Annotated in this window: 16 protein-coding genes; 15 read left to right on the top strand and 1 reads right to left on the bottom strand. The window is 69.8% G+C overall.

The features are described 5' to 3' along the window. Positions 1-53 precede the first annotated feature (53 nt). The 14 genes from A37U_RS0103290 (at position 54) to A37U_RS0103225 (ending at position 10831) form a co-directional block, all read left to right on the top strand. On the top strand, positions 54-836 hold the full coding sequence (locus A37U_RS0103290) for a LamB/YcsF family protein (RefSeq protein WP_020495183.1): 783 nt from the start codon (positions 54-56) through the stop codon (positions 834-836). A gap of 147 nt (positions 837-983) precedes the next feature. Continuing rightward, positions 984-1451 carry a 30S ribosomal protein S16 gene (rpsP, locus tag A37U_RS0103285; protein WP_020495182.1) on the top strand — a complete coding sequence of 156 codons (468 nt, stop codon included), beginning with the start codon at positions 984-986 and terminating at the stop codon, positions 1449-1451. Continuing rightward, on the top strand, positions 1448-1687 hold the full coding sequence (locus tag A37U_RS0103280; RefSeq protein WP_020495181.1) for an RNA-binding protein: 240 nt from the start codon (positions 1448-1450) through the stop codon (positions 1685-1687). Before rpsP ends, A37U_RS0103280 begins: the two co-directional genes overlap by 4 nt. 6 nt (positions 1688-1693) lie before the next feature. Further along, positions 1694-2209 carry a ribosome maturation factor RimM gene (gene rimM / locus A37U_RS0103275; RefSeq protein WP_026196824.1) on the top strand — a complete coding sequence of 172 codons (516 nt, stop codon included), beginning with the start codon at positions 1694-1696 and terminating at the stop codon, positions 2207-2209. 3 nt (positions 2210-2212) lie between these two features. Beyond that, on the top strand, positions 2213-2947 hold the full coding sequence (trmD, locus tag A37U_RS0103270) for a tRNA (guanosine(37)-N1)-methyltransferase TrmD (protein WP_020495179.1): 735 nt from the start codon (positions 2213-2215) through the stop codon (positions 2945-2947). Between the two features lie 152 nt (positions 2948-3099). Further along, the gene (gene rplS, locus A37U_RS0103265) at positions 3100-3456 is read left to right on the top strand and encodes a 50S ribosomal protein L19 (RefSeq protein ID WP_020495178.1); all 357 of its coding nucleotides are present in this window, start codon (positions 3100-3102) and stop codon (positions 3454-3456) included. A gap of 44 nt (positions 3457-3500) precedes the next feature. After that, positions 3501-4508, top strand: coding sequence for a signal peptidase I (gene lepB / locus A37U_RS42110; RefSeq protein ID WP_020495177.1), 1008 nt, complete (start codon positions 3501-3503; stop codon positions 4506-4508). Next, positions 4505-5266: a ribonuclease HII gene (locus tag A37U_RS0103255; protein ID WP_020495176.1), complete on the top strand. Its 762-nt coding sequence runs from the start codon at positions 4505-4507 to the stop codon at positions 5264-5266. The genes lepB and A37U_RS0103255 overlap by 4 nt, the downstream gene beginning before the upstream one ends. Positions 5267-5358: 92 nt before the next feature. Continuing rightward, positions 5359-5679 carry a DUF2469 domain-containing protein gene (locus tag A37U_RS0103250; RefSeq protein ID WP_020495175.1) on the top strand — a complete coding sequence of 107 codons (321 nt, stop codon included), beginning with the start codon at positions 5359-5361 and terminating at the stop codon, positions 5677-5679. 192 nt (positions 5680-5871) lie between these two features. Further along, positions 5872-6252, top strand: coding sequence for a YraN family protein (locus tag A37U_RS0103245; RefSeq protein WP_020495174.1), 381 nt, complete (start codon positions 5872-5874; stop codon positions 6250-6252). Continuing rightward, on the top strand, positions 6252-7757 hold the full coding sequence (locus tag A37U_RS0103240; protein ID WP_020495173.1) for a YifB family Mg chelatase-like AAA ATPase: 1506 nt from the start codon (positions 6252-6254) through the stop codon (positions 7755-7757). The genes A37U_RS0103245 and A37U_RS0103240 overlap by 1 nt, the downstream gene beginning before the upstream one ends. Next, a complete protein-coding gene (dprA, locus tag A37U_RS0103235) occupies positions 7754-8929 on the top strand; it encodes a DNA-processing protein DprA (protein WP_020495172.1) in 1176 nt (391 codons plus the stop codon). Before A37U_RS0103240 ends, dprA begins: the two co-directional genes overlap by 4 nt. 32 nt (positions 8930-8961) lie before the next feature. Next, positions 8962-9954: a tyrosine recombinase XerC gene (locus A37U_RS0103230; RefSeq protein ID WP_020495171.1), complete on the top strand. Its 993-nt coding sequence runs from the start codon at positions 8962-8964 to the stop codon at positions 9952-9954. After that, a complete protein-coding gene (locus A37U_RS0103225; RefSeq protein WP_020495170.1) occupies positions 9926-10831 on the top strand; it encodes a FliA/WhiG family RNA polymerase sigma factor in 906 nt (301 codons plus the stop codon). Before A37U_RS0103230 ends, A37U_RS0103225 begins: the two co-directional genes overlap by 29 nt. Positions 10832-10863: 32 nt before the next feature. On the opposite strand, the gene A37U_RS0103220 is transcribed toward A37U_RS0103225, so the two are convergent. Further along, positions 10864-11436 carry a murein hydrolase activator EnvC family protein gene (locus tag A37U_RS0103220; protein WP_020495169.1) on the bottom strand — a complete coding sequence of 191 codons (573 nt, stop codon included), beginning with the start codon at positions 11434-11436 and terminating at the stop codon, positions 10864-10866. A gap of 375 nt (positions 11437-11811) precedes the next feature. On the opposite strand from A37U_RS0103220, the gene rpsB reads away from it, so the two are divergent. Further along, the gene (gene rpsB, locus A37U_RS0103215) at positions 11812-12648 is read left to right on the top strand and encodes a 30S ribosomal protein S2 (RefSeq protein WP_020495168.1); all 837 of its coding nucleotides are present in this window, start codon (positions 11812-11814) and stop codon (positions 12646-12648) included. Positions 12649-12718: the final 70 nt, after the last annotated feature.

The following is a 12718-nucleotide window of genomic DNA, read 5'->3' as shown; positions in this document are numbered from 1 at the left end:
TGCGCTCCTCGCTCGCTGGGGCTCGCTGCGATGCTCGGGAAGGACTCGCTCTCATGACCGGGGACCCGGACGAGAACACCATCGACCTCAACGCCGACCTCGGCGAGGGCTTCGGCAGCTGGTCGCTCACCGACGACGCCGCGCTGCTCGACGTGGTCACCAGTGCCAACGTCGCCTGCGGTTTCCACGCGGGCGATCCCTCGATCATGCGCGAGGTGTGCGCGACGGCCGCGGAACGCGGGGTGGCGATCGGCGCCCAGGTGTCCTACCGCGACCTCGCCGGCTTCGGGCGCCGGTTCATCGATGTGGACCCGGCGACGCTCGCCGACGAGGTCAGCTACCAGCTCGCCGCGCTGTCCGGGTTCGCCCGCGCCGCGGGGGCCGAGGTCACCTACGTCAAACCGCACGGGGCGCTGTACAACGCCTGCGTGCACCACGCCGGACAGGCCCGTGCCGTGATCGAAGGGGTGCGGCGGATCGCCCGGCTGCCGATCCTCGGCCTTCCCGGGTCCGAACTGCTCGCCGCGGCCGCGGCCGCCGGATGCGACCCGATCAGCGAGGCGTTCGCGGACCGTGGGTACACCCCGGAGGGCACCCTGGTGCCGAGGCGGGAGCCGAACGCGCTGCTCGAGGGCACCGAACCGGTCGTGCAGCGGGCCATCGGGCTCGCCGTGCGCGGAGAGATCACCGCCGTCGACGGCACCCTGCTGCACAGCCGGGCGCATTCGCTGTGCCTGCACGGGGACAGCGCGGAGGCGGTGGACCGGGCGATCGCGGTGCGTGCGGCACTCACCAGTGCAGGGGTGCGATTGGCCCCGTTCGCACCTCTGGCATAATGAGAGGCTGTCCGTGCAGGGTGGCCCTCTCATCCATCCCCGTACGGCCTGAGTACTTGCCACACGTCCCCGCATTCCCCACGCGGTGCGCACGTGTGCAACACGCCAAGCACTGAAAATGCAGGAATCGAAGGGATCAACGCACCCGTGGCCGTCAAGATCAAGTTGCAGCGGCTCGGCAAGGTTCGCCAGCCGTACTACCGCATCATCGTCGCCGACGCGCGCACTCGGCGCAGCGGTAGGGCCATCGAGACGATTGGCAAGTACCACCCCAAGCAGGAGCCGAGCTTCATCGAGGTCGACGGAGAGCGCGCCCAGTACTGGCTGGGAGTCGGCGCCCAGCCGACCGAGCCGGTGCAGCGCCTCCTGGAGATCACCGGGGACTGGCAGCGCTTCCGTGGCGAGCCGGTTCCGGAAGGCAAGATGAAGGTCGCCGAACCGCGCAAGAGCAAGCAGGAGCTGTTCAACGAGGCGCTCGCCGCCGCGGGCTCCGATGCCAGTGCCGAGGCGACGACGCAGAAGAAGAAGGGCGGCGACAAGCGCCCGGCGGAGGCCAAGAAGGCCGAGAAGTCGGGTGAGGAGTCCGCCGAGACCGCGCCGGAAGCCGACGCATGAGCTTCCTCGCGGACGCGCTCGAGCATCTCGTCCGCGGCATCGTCGAGAACCCGGACGACGTGCGGGTGAATCTCGTGACCACCCGGCGCGGCCGCATCCTCGAGGTGCACGTCAACCCCGATGACCTGGGCAAGGTCATCGGGCGCGGCGGGCGCACCGCGACCGCGTTGCGCACTGTGATGTCCGGCGTCGGTGGCCGTGGCGTCCGTGTCGATGTGGTCGACACCGACGCGTAGGCGAACGTGGAAGTAGCCGTAGGCCGTATCGCCAAGGCACACGGGGTGCGCGGGGAACTGGCGGTTGATCTGTCGACCGACTCGCCGGAAGTGCGGTTCGCCTCGGGCACGAGGCTGACCGCACGGCGCAGGCGGGAGGCTCCGCGCACCCTCACCGTGTCCGCTGCCCGTACCCACGGCACCCGCCTGCTCGTCATGTTCGACGAGGTGCGCGGGCGGGATCAGGCCGAGGAACTCCGCGGCTGCCTGCTGCTCGCGGACACCGGGGATCTGCCACCCAACCAGGACCCGGACGAGTTCTACGACCACGAACTCGAAGGGCTCACCGTGGTGACCGTGGACGGCGAGGAGATCGGGACGGTCATCGAGGTGGTGCACGGTGCGGGCGGGGAACTGCTTGCGGTGGATGCCGGTGACCGGGAAGTGCTCGTGCCGTTCGTCAAGCAGATCGTGCCCGCGGTCGACCTCGAACAGGCGAGGGTGACCATCGATCCGCCGGACGGCCTGCTCGAGGTGGAGTGAGCCATGCGCATCGACGTGGTCACCATCTTCCCGGAATACCTCGCCCCGCTGCGCCAGGCGCTGCTCGGGCGGGCCATCGAGCGGGGACTCATCGAGATCGGCGTGCACGACCTGCGCGACTGGACCCACGATGTGCACCGTGCGGTGGATGACGCTCCCTACGGGGGCGGTCCCGGGATGGTGATGAAGCCCGAGATCTGGGGCCCGGCCCTGGACGATGTGCTCGGCGAGGAGCCCGCGACGCTCGTGGTGCCCACTCCGGCGGGTCGCCGGTTCGACCAGGTGTGCGCACACCGTTACGCGGAGTCCTCCCGGCTGGTGTTCGCCTGTGGCCGCTACGAGGGCATCGACCAGCGGGTACTCGACGATGCCGCGCGTCGGCACACCGTCGAGGAGGTCTCCATCGGGGACTACGTGCTGGTCGGCGGTGAGGTCGCGGTACTGGCCATGGTGGAGGCGGTCGTGCGGCTGCTTCCCGGGGTGCTCGGCAACCCGGCCTCCGCGCGCGAGGACTCGTTCTCCGATGGACTGCTCGAGGGGCCGTGCTACACCAGGCCCGAGCAGTGGCGCGGGCTCACGGTCCCCGAGGTGCTCCGGTCCGGCAACCACGCCGCGATCGAGCGCTGGCGCCGCGACATGGCTCTCGAACGCACCTACCAGCGCCGTCCCGAGCTGCTCGAGGCGATGGAACTGAACGAGGCCGACGAGCGCGTGCTCGACCGGCTTCGGCACAATTGAACGCGATGGGCGCGCCCCACCCTCAACCGCGCGAAAGCGATCTGGCACACTGGACCAGTTGCTGCGCGGCGTGAGCGGCCGCGCGCGCCACATCGAAGACCTTTCAGCATGGGCACGGACGTGCCCATGCCCGTGAACGAAGGAACGGACCGATGAACACCCTTGACTCGATCGACGCACAGTCGCTGCGCTCGGACATCCCGGTTTTCCGCGCCGGTGACACGCTGAATGTGCACGTACGCGTCATCGAAGGCTCGCGGGAACGTGTGCAGGTCTTCAAGGGCGCCGTGATCCGCCGCCAGGGCGGCGGCATCCGCGAGACCTTCACCGTCCGCAAGGTCTCCTTCGGTGTCGGCGTCGAGCGCACCTTCCCGGTGCACTCCCCGAACATCGCCAAGATCGAGGTCGTCACCCGCGGTGATGTGCGGCGCGCGAAGCTCTACTACCTGCGCGACCTGCGCGGCAAGGCCGCCAAGATCAAGGAGAAGCGGGAAACTCCGGCTTCCTGACCCAGGGCCTTAGGTACGCAGCACATCCCGGAGGCGGCAAGCGCGTGACGCGATCCCACGACGGTGAAGGCCAGCACGTACGCCAGGGACCGGACGAAGCCGCGGCCGAAGAGACGGCGGTGCTCGGTTCGGTCGACGGTTCTGGTGGGCGACATGCCAGGCCTGATGCCGAAGCCGAATCGCGATCCACGCGCGACCGTACGGACAAAAAGGGCAAGCCGAAGAAGAAGGGTTCGTTCTGGAAGGAACTGCCCATTCTGATTGTGGTCGCCCTGGTGCTGACCTTCCTGATCCAGACGTTCGTGGCGCGGGTGTTCTCCATTCCCTCCGGGTCGATGGAGCAGACTTTGCACGGCTGTCCGGGGTGCACGCCGGATCGGATTCTGGTGGACCGGATCACTTATGACTTCACCGATCCGTCCCCGGGGGATGTGGTCGTGTTCCGTGCGCCGGATGGCTGGGATCAGAGCGAGTTCAAGGTGGATCCCGCCTCGAATGTGTTCATGAACTGGCTGCGGCAGTTCGGTTCCTCGATCGGTATCGGTGATCCGCCGGAGTACGATCTGGTCAAGCGGGTGATCGCGGTCGGCGGTCAGACCGTCTCCTGCTGCGATGCGCAGAACCGGGTGCTGGTGGACGGTAAACCGCTGAACGAGCCGTACATCTATTACCAGCAGGGCCTGGGGAACAAGCAGGCCCCGTTCAAGCCGGTGAGGATTCCGCAGGGGCAGTTGTGGGTGATGGGGGACAACCGCAACAACTCCTACGATTCGCGGTACCAGAACGGCGCGCAGGCCGACCCGGTGCGCGGCACGGTTCCGGTGGACAACGTGATCGGTAAGGCGCGGTTGATCATCTGGCCGCCCTCGCGCTGGCAGGGCGTGCGCACCGATGATCCGCACGCGATGTCGATGCCCGCACCGCCGATCGAGCACTCGACCGTCCCGCCGGGCGCGCCGCTCGGGGCCGGTTTCGTGCTCGCGGTCCCGGCCGTGTGGACCGGACGAAAGGTGCGCGCGCTCGTGCGTGACAAACGTGGCAGGCGGCGGTGACCACACTCGCGCCCGCGCTCCTCAGGCCGCCGCGCGCGGTGCTGCGCGGGTGGCCGGGTAGCTGGACACTGCAGTCCGCACTCGAACGGCGTGGGCTCGGCCCGGTCGCGGGAGTGGACGAGGCGGGACGAGGTGCCTGCGCCGGTCCGCTCGTGGTCGCGGCGGCGACACTGCGTCCCGGCGACGCGGGCAGGCTCGCCGAGCTCACCGACTCGAAGCTGCTCACCGCGGCCGCGCGGGAGCGGATGTACGAGCTGCTGCTCCGGCGCTGCGCGCAGACCTCGATCGTGGTCATCGACGTCACCGAGGTCGACGCGACCGGGGTGCACTTCGCGAACATCGAGGGCATGCGCCGTGCGGTGGCGCGCCTCGAGACCCATCCCGGGTACGTGCTCACCGATGGGTTCCGGGTTCCCGGGCTGACCGCGCCGAGCATGGGTGTGATCAAGGGGGACCGGGTCGCCGCCTGTGTGGCGGCGGCCTCCGTGCTCGCCAAGGTCACCAGGGACCGGATCATGGCCGGGCTGCACGAGCAGTACCCGCGGTACGGCTTCGAGGAGCACAAGGGGTATTCGACCGCGAGCCATAAGGCGGCGCTGCGCGAACACGGTCCCAGCGAGGTGCACCGCTGGTCGTTCGTCAACGTCACCGCCTACGCGGCCGAGCACAACATCACCCCGCCGAGGCGGGTGCAACGCAGCGCCGCGGCGGGGCGCATGGTTCACAATGAGGGTGGTGGCGATGAAGATGGCGGGTAATCGCAGCGGAGGAGTTCGATGAGCGAGCTTGCGAGCGAATTGACGGCACGGCGCCAGAGCGAAGCGCCGAGCTCCCGCAGGGAGGGAGAGCGATGAGCGCGGAAGACCTCGAGAAGTACGAGACCGATATGGAGCTGTCGCTCTACAAGGAGTACCGCGACATAGTCGGCCAGTTCACCTATGTGGTCGAGACCGAACGACGGTTCTATCTCGCCAACGCCGTGGATGTCGCGGTGCGTAACGGTGACGGCGAGGTGTACTTCGAGGTACGGATGTCGGATGCATGGGTCTGGGACATGTACCGCCCGGCCCGATTCGTCAAGCAGGTCAGGGTGATCACCTTCAAGGACGTCAACGTCGAGGAGCTGGAGAAGCCCGACCTGCGCCTCGATGACGGGCCGTTCAACGGCTAGCACAGGCTTCGACGCCAAACGGCACCGGTGATCTCACCGGTGCCGTTTTCGTTCGTGCCGCGCCGTTTGTATGCCGGACCATCCACAGCGAGCCCGGCCATCCACAGATTTGCCGCGGCGTCTTGCCGGGGCGTGAATCGCGGGCAGACTCGGTTCCCAGGAGATGATCGATGCGACTGGGGGTCGAGGGGCATGCCGGTACGGAAACCACCGCGGAGAGCGGGCGGGCAACGGCTCGGACAGGCGGGCGAGGACCACGCCGTGGAGTACCTCCGGGGAAAGCACTGCGTGATCCTGCACCGGAACTGGCGATGTCCGCGGGGTGAGCTGGACATCGTGGCCACCGACGGGATCCGGCTGATCGTGGCCGAGGTGAAAACCCGTTCGGGAACCGGTTTCGGCGCTCCCGCCGAGGCCGTGCCACCGGCGAAGGCGGAGCGGATCCGGGAACTCACCCGCGCCTGGCTCGCCGAGTATCCCCTGCCGCTGCGGGAGATCCGCTTCGATGTCCTCGCCGTGCTGTGGCCGCCGGGGCGTCCTCCGGAGGTGGAACACATCGAGGGGGCGTTCTGATGGTGCTGGCGCGCGTGTGGTCGGTTGCCATGCACGGCGTGGACGGGACCATGGTGGAGATCGAGGCCGATCTCGGACCGGGGGTGCCCGGTGTGCACCTGATGGGCCTCCCGGACGCCGCGTTGCGCGAGGCGAAGGAACGCGTCAGATCCGCGGTGCGCAACAGCGGAGTGGTCTGGCCGCAACGGCAGGTACGCCTCGCGCTGTCCCCGGCCGATCTGCCGAAGGCAGGTGCGGCCTACGACCTCGCCCTCGCCTGCGGCCTGCTCGCCGCGGCCGAGGTGGTCTCCCCGGACTCGTTCACCGGTGTCGCGTTGCTCGGAGAACTCGCCCTCGACGGTCGCACCCGCGCCGTGCGCGGTGTACTTCCCGCACTGCTCGCCGCGCACAAGGCGGGTTTCGACACCGCGATCGTGCCCGCCGCGAACCTGGCCGAGGCCGGGCTGGCCGAGGGGATACGAGTGCTCGGCGCCGAGCAACTGAGCGAGGTACTCGACTGGCTGCGCGGCGAGCCGCACGGTCTGCGCGAACCGGATCCGGTCACCGGCGTCCCCGCTGTCGACGGCCCCGACCTCGCCGACGTGGTCGGCCAGTCCGAGGCACGCTGGGCGCTCGAGGTCGCCGCGGCGGGCGGACATCACCTCTTGCTCACCGGTCCGCCAGGAACGGGCAAGACGATGCTGGCGAGCAGGCTTCCCGGGCTGCTGCCGCCGCTGTCCCCGGCGCAAGCCATCGAACTGGCCGCGGTGTGCTCGCTCGCCGGAACCCTGCCATCCGAGGGCGGGCTACTGGACCGCCCGCCGTTCGTCGACCCGCACCATTCGATCTCGGTCGCCGCACTCGTCGGCGGGGGCAGCGGAATAGCGCGGCCCGGCGCCGTGTCCCGCGCCCACAACGGGGTGCTTTTCCTGGACGAGGCCGCCGAGTTCGGGCCACAGCGGCTCAACGCCCTGCGCACCGCGCTCGAGGACGGCGAGGTGCGGCACGCGCGCCGGGAGGGTGTTGCCCGCTATCCGGCCCGGTTTCAGCTGGTGCTCGCGACCAATCCGTGTCCGTGTGCTCCGGCCCGCGATATCGACTGCACCTGTCTGCCCCGAGTGCGCAAGCAGTATCTGGGGCGGCTTTCCGGGCCGCTGCTGGACCGGGTGGATCTCCGGGTGCGGATGCGCCCGATCACCGCGATCGCCGGTGGTGCCGGTGAATCGAGCGCCGTGGTCCGCGAACGGGTCACGGTGGCAAGGGAACGCGCCACACACCGCTGGTCCGGGTACGGTCTGCACGCGAACTCCGAGGTCCCCGGACCGGTGCTGCGCGGCGAGCACGCCCTGTCCACGGCGGCGACCGGCCTCCTGGACCGCGGCCTGCGTTCCGGCGCGGTGAGCGCGCGCGGCGCGGATCGCTGTCTGCGGGTCGCGTGGACCCTCAGCGATCTGGCCGGTACCCCGCGGCCCACCTCGGATCATGTCGCCACCGCGCTCGGCTTCCGGGAACGGAGCGCCGCATGACCGGCTCGGACCCGCGCTCCGCCCGCGCCTATCTGCTCCGGGTCGCCGAACCGCCCTCGATCGCGCTGCGGGCTTTCGTCGCCCGGCACGGTCCGGAGCAGGCCGCCGAACTCGTGCGTGCCGGAGAGGTCTCGGTCGCCGTGGACAAGGAGACCTCGGCGCGCAGGCACCTCGACCGGGCCGCGCGCGATCTCGAACGCGCGGCCAATGCGGGAGCCCGCCTCGTCACCCCGGAGGACGAAGAGTGGCCGAGCTGGCGGTTCCTCGCGCTCGAACTCGCCGCGCGCCGGGGTGTCCGGTACTCCGGCGAACCCATCGGGCTCTGGGTGCGCGGACGACCGCTCACCGACCACGGCGATCGAACGCTCGCCGTGGTCGGCGCCCGGGCGGCCACCCCGTACGGCGAACACGTGGCCACCGATCTCGCCTACGGTCTCGCGCAGGAAGATGTGGGCGTGGTCTCGGGTGCGGCCTACGGGATCGACGGCGCGGCACACAAGGGCGCGCTCGCCGCCGACGGAGTCACGGTCGCCGTCCTCGCCTGCGGAATCGATGTGCCCTACCCGGCAGGGCATGCGCGGCTGCTCGAGCACATCGCCGAACACGGCAGCCTGATCAGCGAGTATCCGCCGGGCACTCAACCGGCCAGGTACCGCTTCCTCGCTCGCAACCGGCTCATCGCCGCGCTCGGGGACGGGACACTCGTCGTGGAGGCGGGCAGGCGAAGCGGTGCCCGCAACACCGCGGCGACAGCGCACGCGATCGGGCGCCCCGTGCTCGCCGTGCCCGGCCCGATCACCTCGGCCATGTCGCTTGGCTGCCACCAGCTACTACGAGACGGGGATGCCGTGCTCGCCGGAGATCTCGCGGATGTGCGGGCGGCCATCGGGCCGTTCGACGCGAGCGCGGGAGCCGGGCCGCGGATGGGCGAACCCGATCCGGTCGACGAACTCGACCAGGAGGCCAAACGGGTACTCGAAACACTCGGCCGGTCCGCGGCACGTGATCCGGAGCAGGTCGCGGCCGCGACGGGGATCGAACTGGCTTCCGTGCGCGCGAACCTGACCAGGCTCGAACTGTCCGGACTGGCGCGCCACGGGGAGCTCGGCTGGCAGCGAACGGTGGCCCTGTCGGCCGCCGATGCCGAACGGCACACCGCGCACGGTACTTGACCAAAAGTAGACGATGGCGCACTGTTCCTTGCGTGTCCTCGCAAACTCGTCCTACCGCTGGGCGGTCGAACCCGCGCGAGCGGCGTGCGGGTCTGCCGGTCTGGCAGCAGCGGCTTCTCGATGAGTACGAGCAACACCTGCGGCTCGAGCGGGATCTCTCGGCGCACACCGTGCGCGCCTACCTCGGCGACGTGGTGAGCCTGCTCGCCGAACTCGAGGACGGGGACGAACACCGTGCGGCGCCCGGGAACGGCTGTCTCGACGGGATCGATCTCGCCGGACTGCGTTCCTGGCTCGCCAGGCAGCGCGAGGCGGGGGCGAGCCGGACGAGCATGGCGCGGCGGGCCGCTGCCGCGCGCGGTTTCACCGCATGGACCTCCGGCCGGGGCTATCTGACAAGTGATCCGGGCCAGCGGCTCGCCGCACCACGCGCCCACCGCGCACTGCCCTCCGTGCTGCGGGCCGATCAGGCCGAGGAGGCCATGCACGCGGCCGCGCTGGGTGCCGAGCAGGGTGATCCGGTCGCCCTGCGGGACAAGGCGATGCTGGAGCTGCTGTACGCCACCGGGGTCCGGGTCTCCGAACTGTGCGGGCTCGACCTCGGGGACATCGACGAGCAGCGCAAGGTGATCACCGTGCTCGGTAAGGGACGCAAACAGCGCACTGTGCCCTACGGGGAACCGGCGCTCGCGGCCCTGCGGGACTGGCTCGGCGCCCGGCAGACGCTGGTCAACGAGCGCAGCGGGGCGGCACTGTTCCTCGGCAGCCGGGGCGGGCGCGTCGACCAGCGCGCCGTGCGCCGGGTGGTGCACGATGCCGTCGGCGCGGTGTCCTCGGCTGCGGACATGGGACCGCACGGGCTACGCCACAGCGCGGCCACTCATTTGCTGGAAGGCGGTGCGGATCTGCGCGTGGTCCAAGAACTTCTCGGGCACGCTACCCTTGCTACGACCCAGCTTTACACGCACGTGACAGTCGAACGGCTGAAGGCCATCCATGACCGAGCGCATCCACGATCCCGCTGACCGCCCGAGGCCGGCGACGCGACTTCGGCTCGTCGATTCACCGCCCGAGCAACGCACCGGGGCTTACGGCCCCGGGCAGCCGGACGGCGTACTCGACGGCGACCGGCGCAGCGCGGACGATGTCGAAGCGGGCATCGTCGCGCTGTGGCAGTGGTTCGCGCGCGAGCGCGACCGTGCCACCCGGGACCGCCTCGTCCTGCACTACGCCCCGCTCGTGAAGTACGTCGCCGGCCGGGTCGGTGTCGGGCTTCCCGCGCACGTGGACATCGCCGATCTCGTGCAGTCGGGCATCTTCGGACTCGTCGACGCGATCGAGAAGTTCGAACCCGAACGCGGGCTCAAGTTCGAGACCTACGCGATGCAGCGCATCCGCGGCGCCATCCTCGACGATCTGCGCGCCCAGGACTGGGTGCCGCGTTCGGTGCGTGGCAAGGCGCGCGATCTGGAGCGAGTGCTCGAATCCCTCGGCGCTCGGCTGCAGCGCACCCCGACCGATTCCGAGCTCGCCGCCGAACTGGGGATCGGGGTGACCGAACTGCGCGAGCTCTACGGTCAGCTCCAGCTCACCAGCGTCATGGCACTGGACGAACTGATCGCGGGGGAGCGCACGACCGCGCTGGCCGACACCCTGCGCGACCATGCCGCGATCGATCCGGTGGCCAGCCTGGTCGACCGGGACACCCGTAAGCAGCTGGCCGACGCCATCGCGAAGCTCGCCGAGCGCGACCGGGTCGTGGTCACCCTCTATTACTTCGAGAACCTCACGCTCGCGGAGATCGGCAAGGTGCTCGGGGTGACCGAGTCCCGGGTCTGCCAGCTGCACACCCGGGCAGTACTGCGGCTGCGCAACACGATGCAGGCGCAGTCCAGCGAGTAGCGCCCGCCGGACCCGGGATCAGCGGCGCTCGATCAGGGGCGGTACCAGGGCAGCAGCCGCACGTGCCCGCCCGCGAGCAGGCCGAGGGGATCGCGGTAGTCGGTCTCCCCGTGCCGGGCGCCCCAGTGCAGGCAGGCGGCCACACGCGCGGCTCCGCAGTCGTGCCCGCTCCGCAGGGTGCCGATCGGCTGGCCACCGTGCACCTGGTCACCCTTGGCGACCGTGGCGGTGACCGGTTCGTAGGTGGTGCGCATGCCGTCCGCGTGCTGGATGGAGACCACACCGTGCCCGGCGACCGGTCCCGCGAACGTCACCACCCCGCCCGCGGCCGCGCTGACCCGGGAGCTTTCCGCGGCACCGAGGTCCACGCCGCGGTGCCCGGGGCCGTAAGGGTTCACCGGTGCGTCGAATCCGCGCACGACCGGGTGCGGGGGCGCGATCGGCCAGCCGTAGCCGGCCGCGGCCGTCGCGGCGTGCGCGGAGGCGGTGACGAGCTTGCCCGGACCGGCGAGCGCGAGCCCGAGCAGCGGCACGAAGAGCACGACGGCGAACAGCTTGGCTATCGCCGCGTGCACCCGCGTCGGTGGGCTGGACCGGATCGGCATGCGACAAGGGTGCATGCTCGGAACTCGGATGGGAAGTGCGCGGCCCCGTGTTGTGGACCGTTCACGGGTAATCCACAGAAACGGCAACCATCCCGCATACCCATCGATACTGCGATGACGTGCGAATCGGGCCTGGTTTACACTGGTCGAGCGCCACGTATCCGTACGTGGTGACTTCGCGTGCCGATTCTTCCCGCAGGGAAGGCATCGCGATCCGACGGTCCCCGGACGTTCCGGGGTTCGGATCGCCGATCGGCACCAGGGCCAGGCGGCCACCCGGCCGCCCGGCGAAGAACCGAACCAGCGTGCTCCGACCGCTTCGATGCTGTCGGCCCGGCGGGGTGCGCGCGAGCAAAGACAGAGGTGTATCCGGCAATGGCCGTCGTCACCATGAAGGAGCTGCTGGACTCCGGTGTCCATTTCGGGCATCAGACCCGCCGCTGGAACCCGAAGATGAAGCGCTACATCTTCACCGAGCGCAACGGCATCTACATCATCGACCTGCAGCAGACGCTGTCCTACATCGACCGCGCCTACGAGTTCGTCAAGCAGACGGTCGCGCACGGCGGCTCGATCCTGTTCGTCGGCACGAAGAAGCAGGCCCAGGAAGCGATCGCGCGCGAGGCGCAGCGGGTCGGCATGCCGTTCGTCAACCAGCGCTGGCTCGGCGGGATGCTGACCAACTTCCAGACCGTGCACAGGCGCCTGCAGCGGCTCAAGGAACTCGAGTCGATGGAACAGACCGGTGGCTTCGCCGGGCTGACCAAGCGCGAGATTCTGACCCTGACCAGGGAGAAGAACAAGCTCGACCGCACCCTCGGCGGTATCCGCGACATGGCGAAGGTGCCGAGCGCGGTGTGGATCGTGGACACCAAGAAGGAGCACATCGCGGTCGGTGAGGCGCGCAAGCTCAATGTGCCCATCGTCGCGATCCTCGATACGAACTGCGATCCGGACGAGGTCGACTACCCGATCCCGGGCAACGACGACGCGATCCGCTCCGCCGCGCTGCTGACCAAGGTGGTCGCCGAGGCCGCGGCCGCGGGGCTGATGGCCCGTGCCGGTGCGCGCAACGGCTCCGCCGGGGACGAGAAGCCCGAGCCGGGTGTAGCCAGCGACGAGCCGCTCGCCGAGTGGGAGCAGGAGCTGCTCACCAACCCGGAGACCGCCGAGGCGACCGTCGCGGCCGGCTCCGAGGGCGACCAGGCATAACGCACTCGAACCAGAGACGAGCCGTGCGGGTGGGTGTGCGCACCCACCCGCACGGCTGAGCAGGCACTAA

Origin of the sequence: Sciscionella marina DSM 45152, from assembly GCF_000379465.1 — a bacterium.
Taxonomy (GTDB): Bacteria; Actinomycetota; Actinomycetes; order Mycobacteriales; family Pseudonocardiaceae; genus Sciscionella; species Sciscionella marina.
This window is presented reverse-complemented; position numbering and strand designations above follow the sequence as displayed.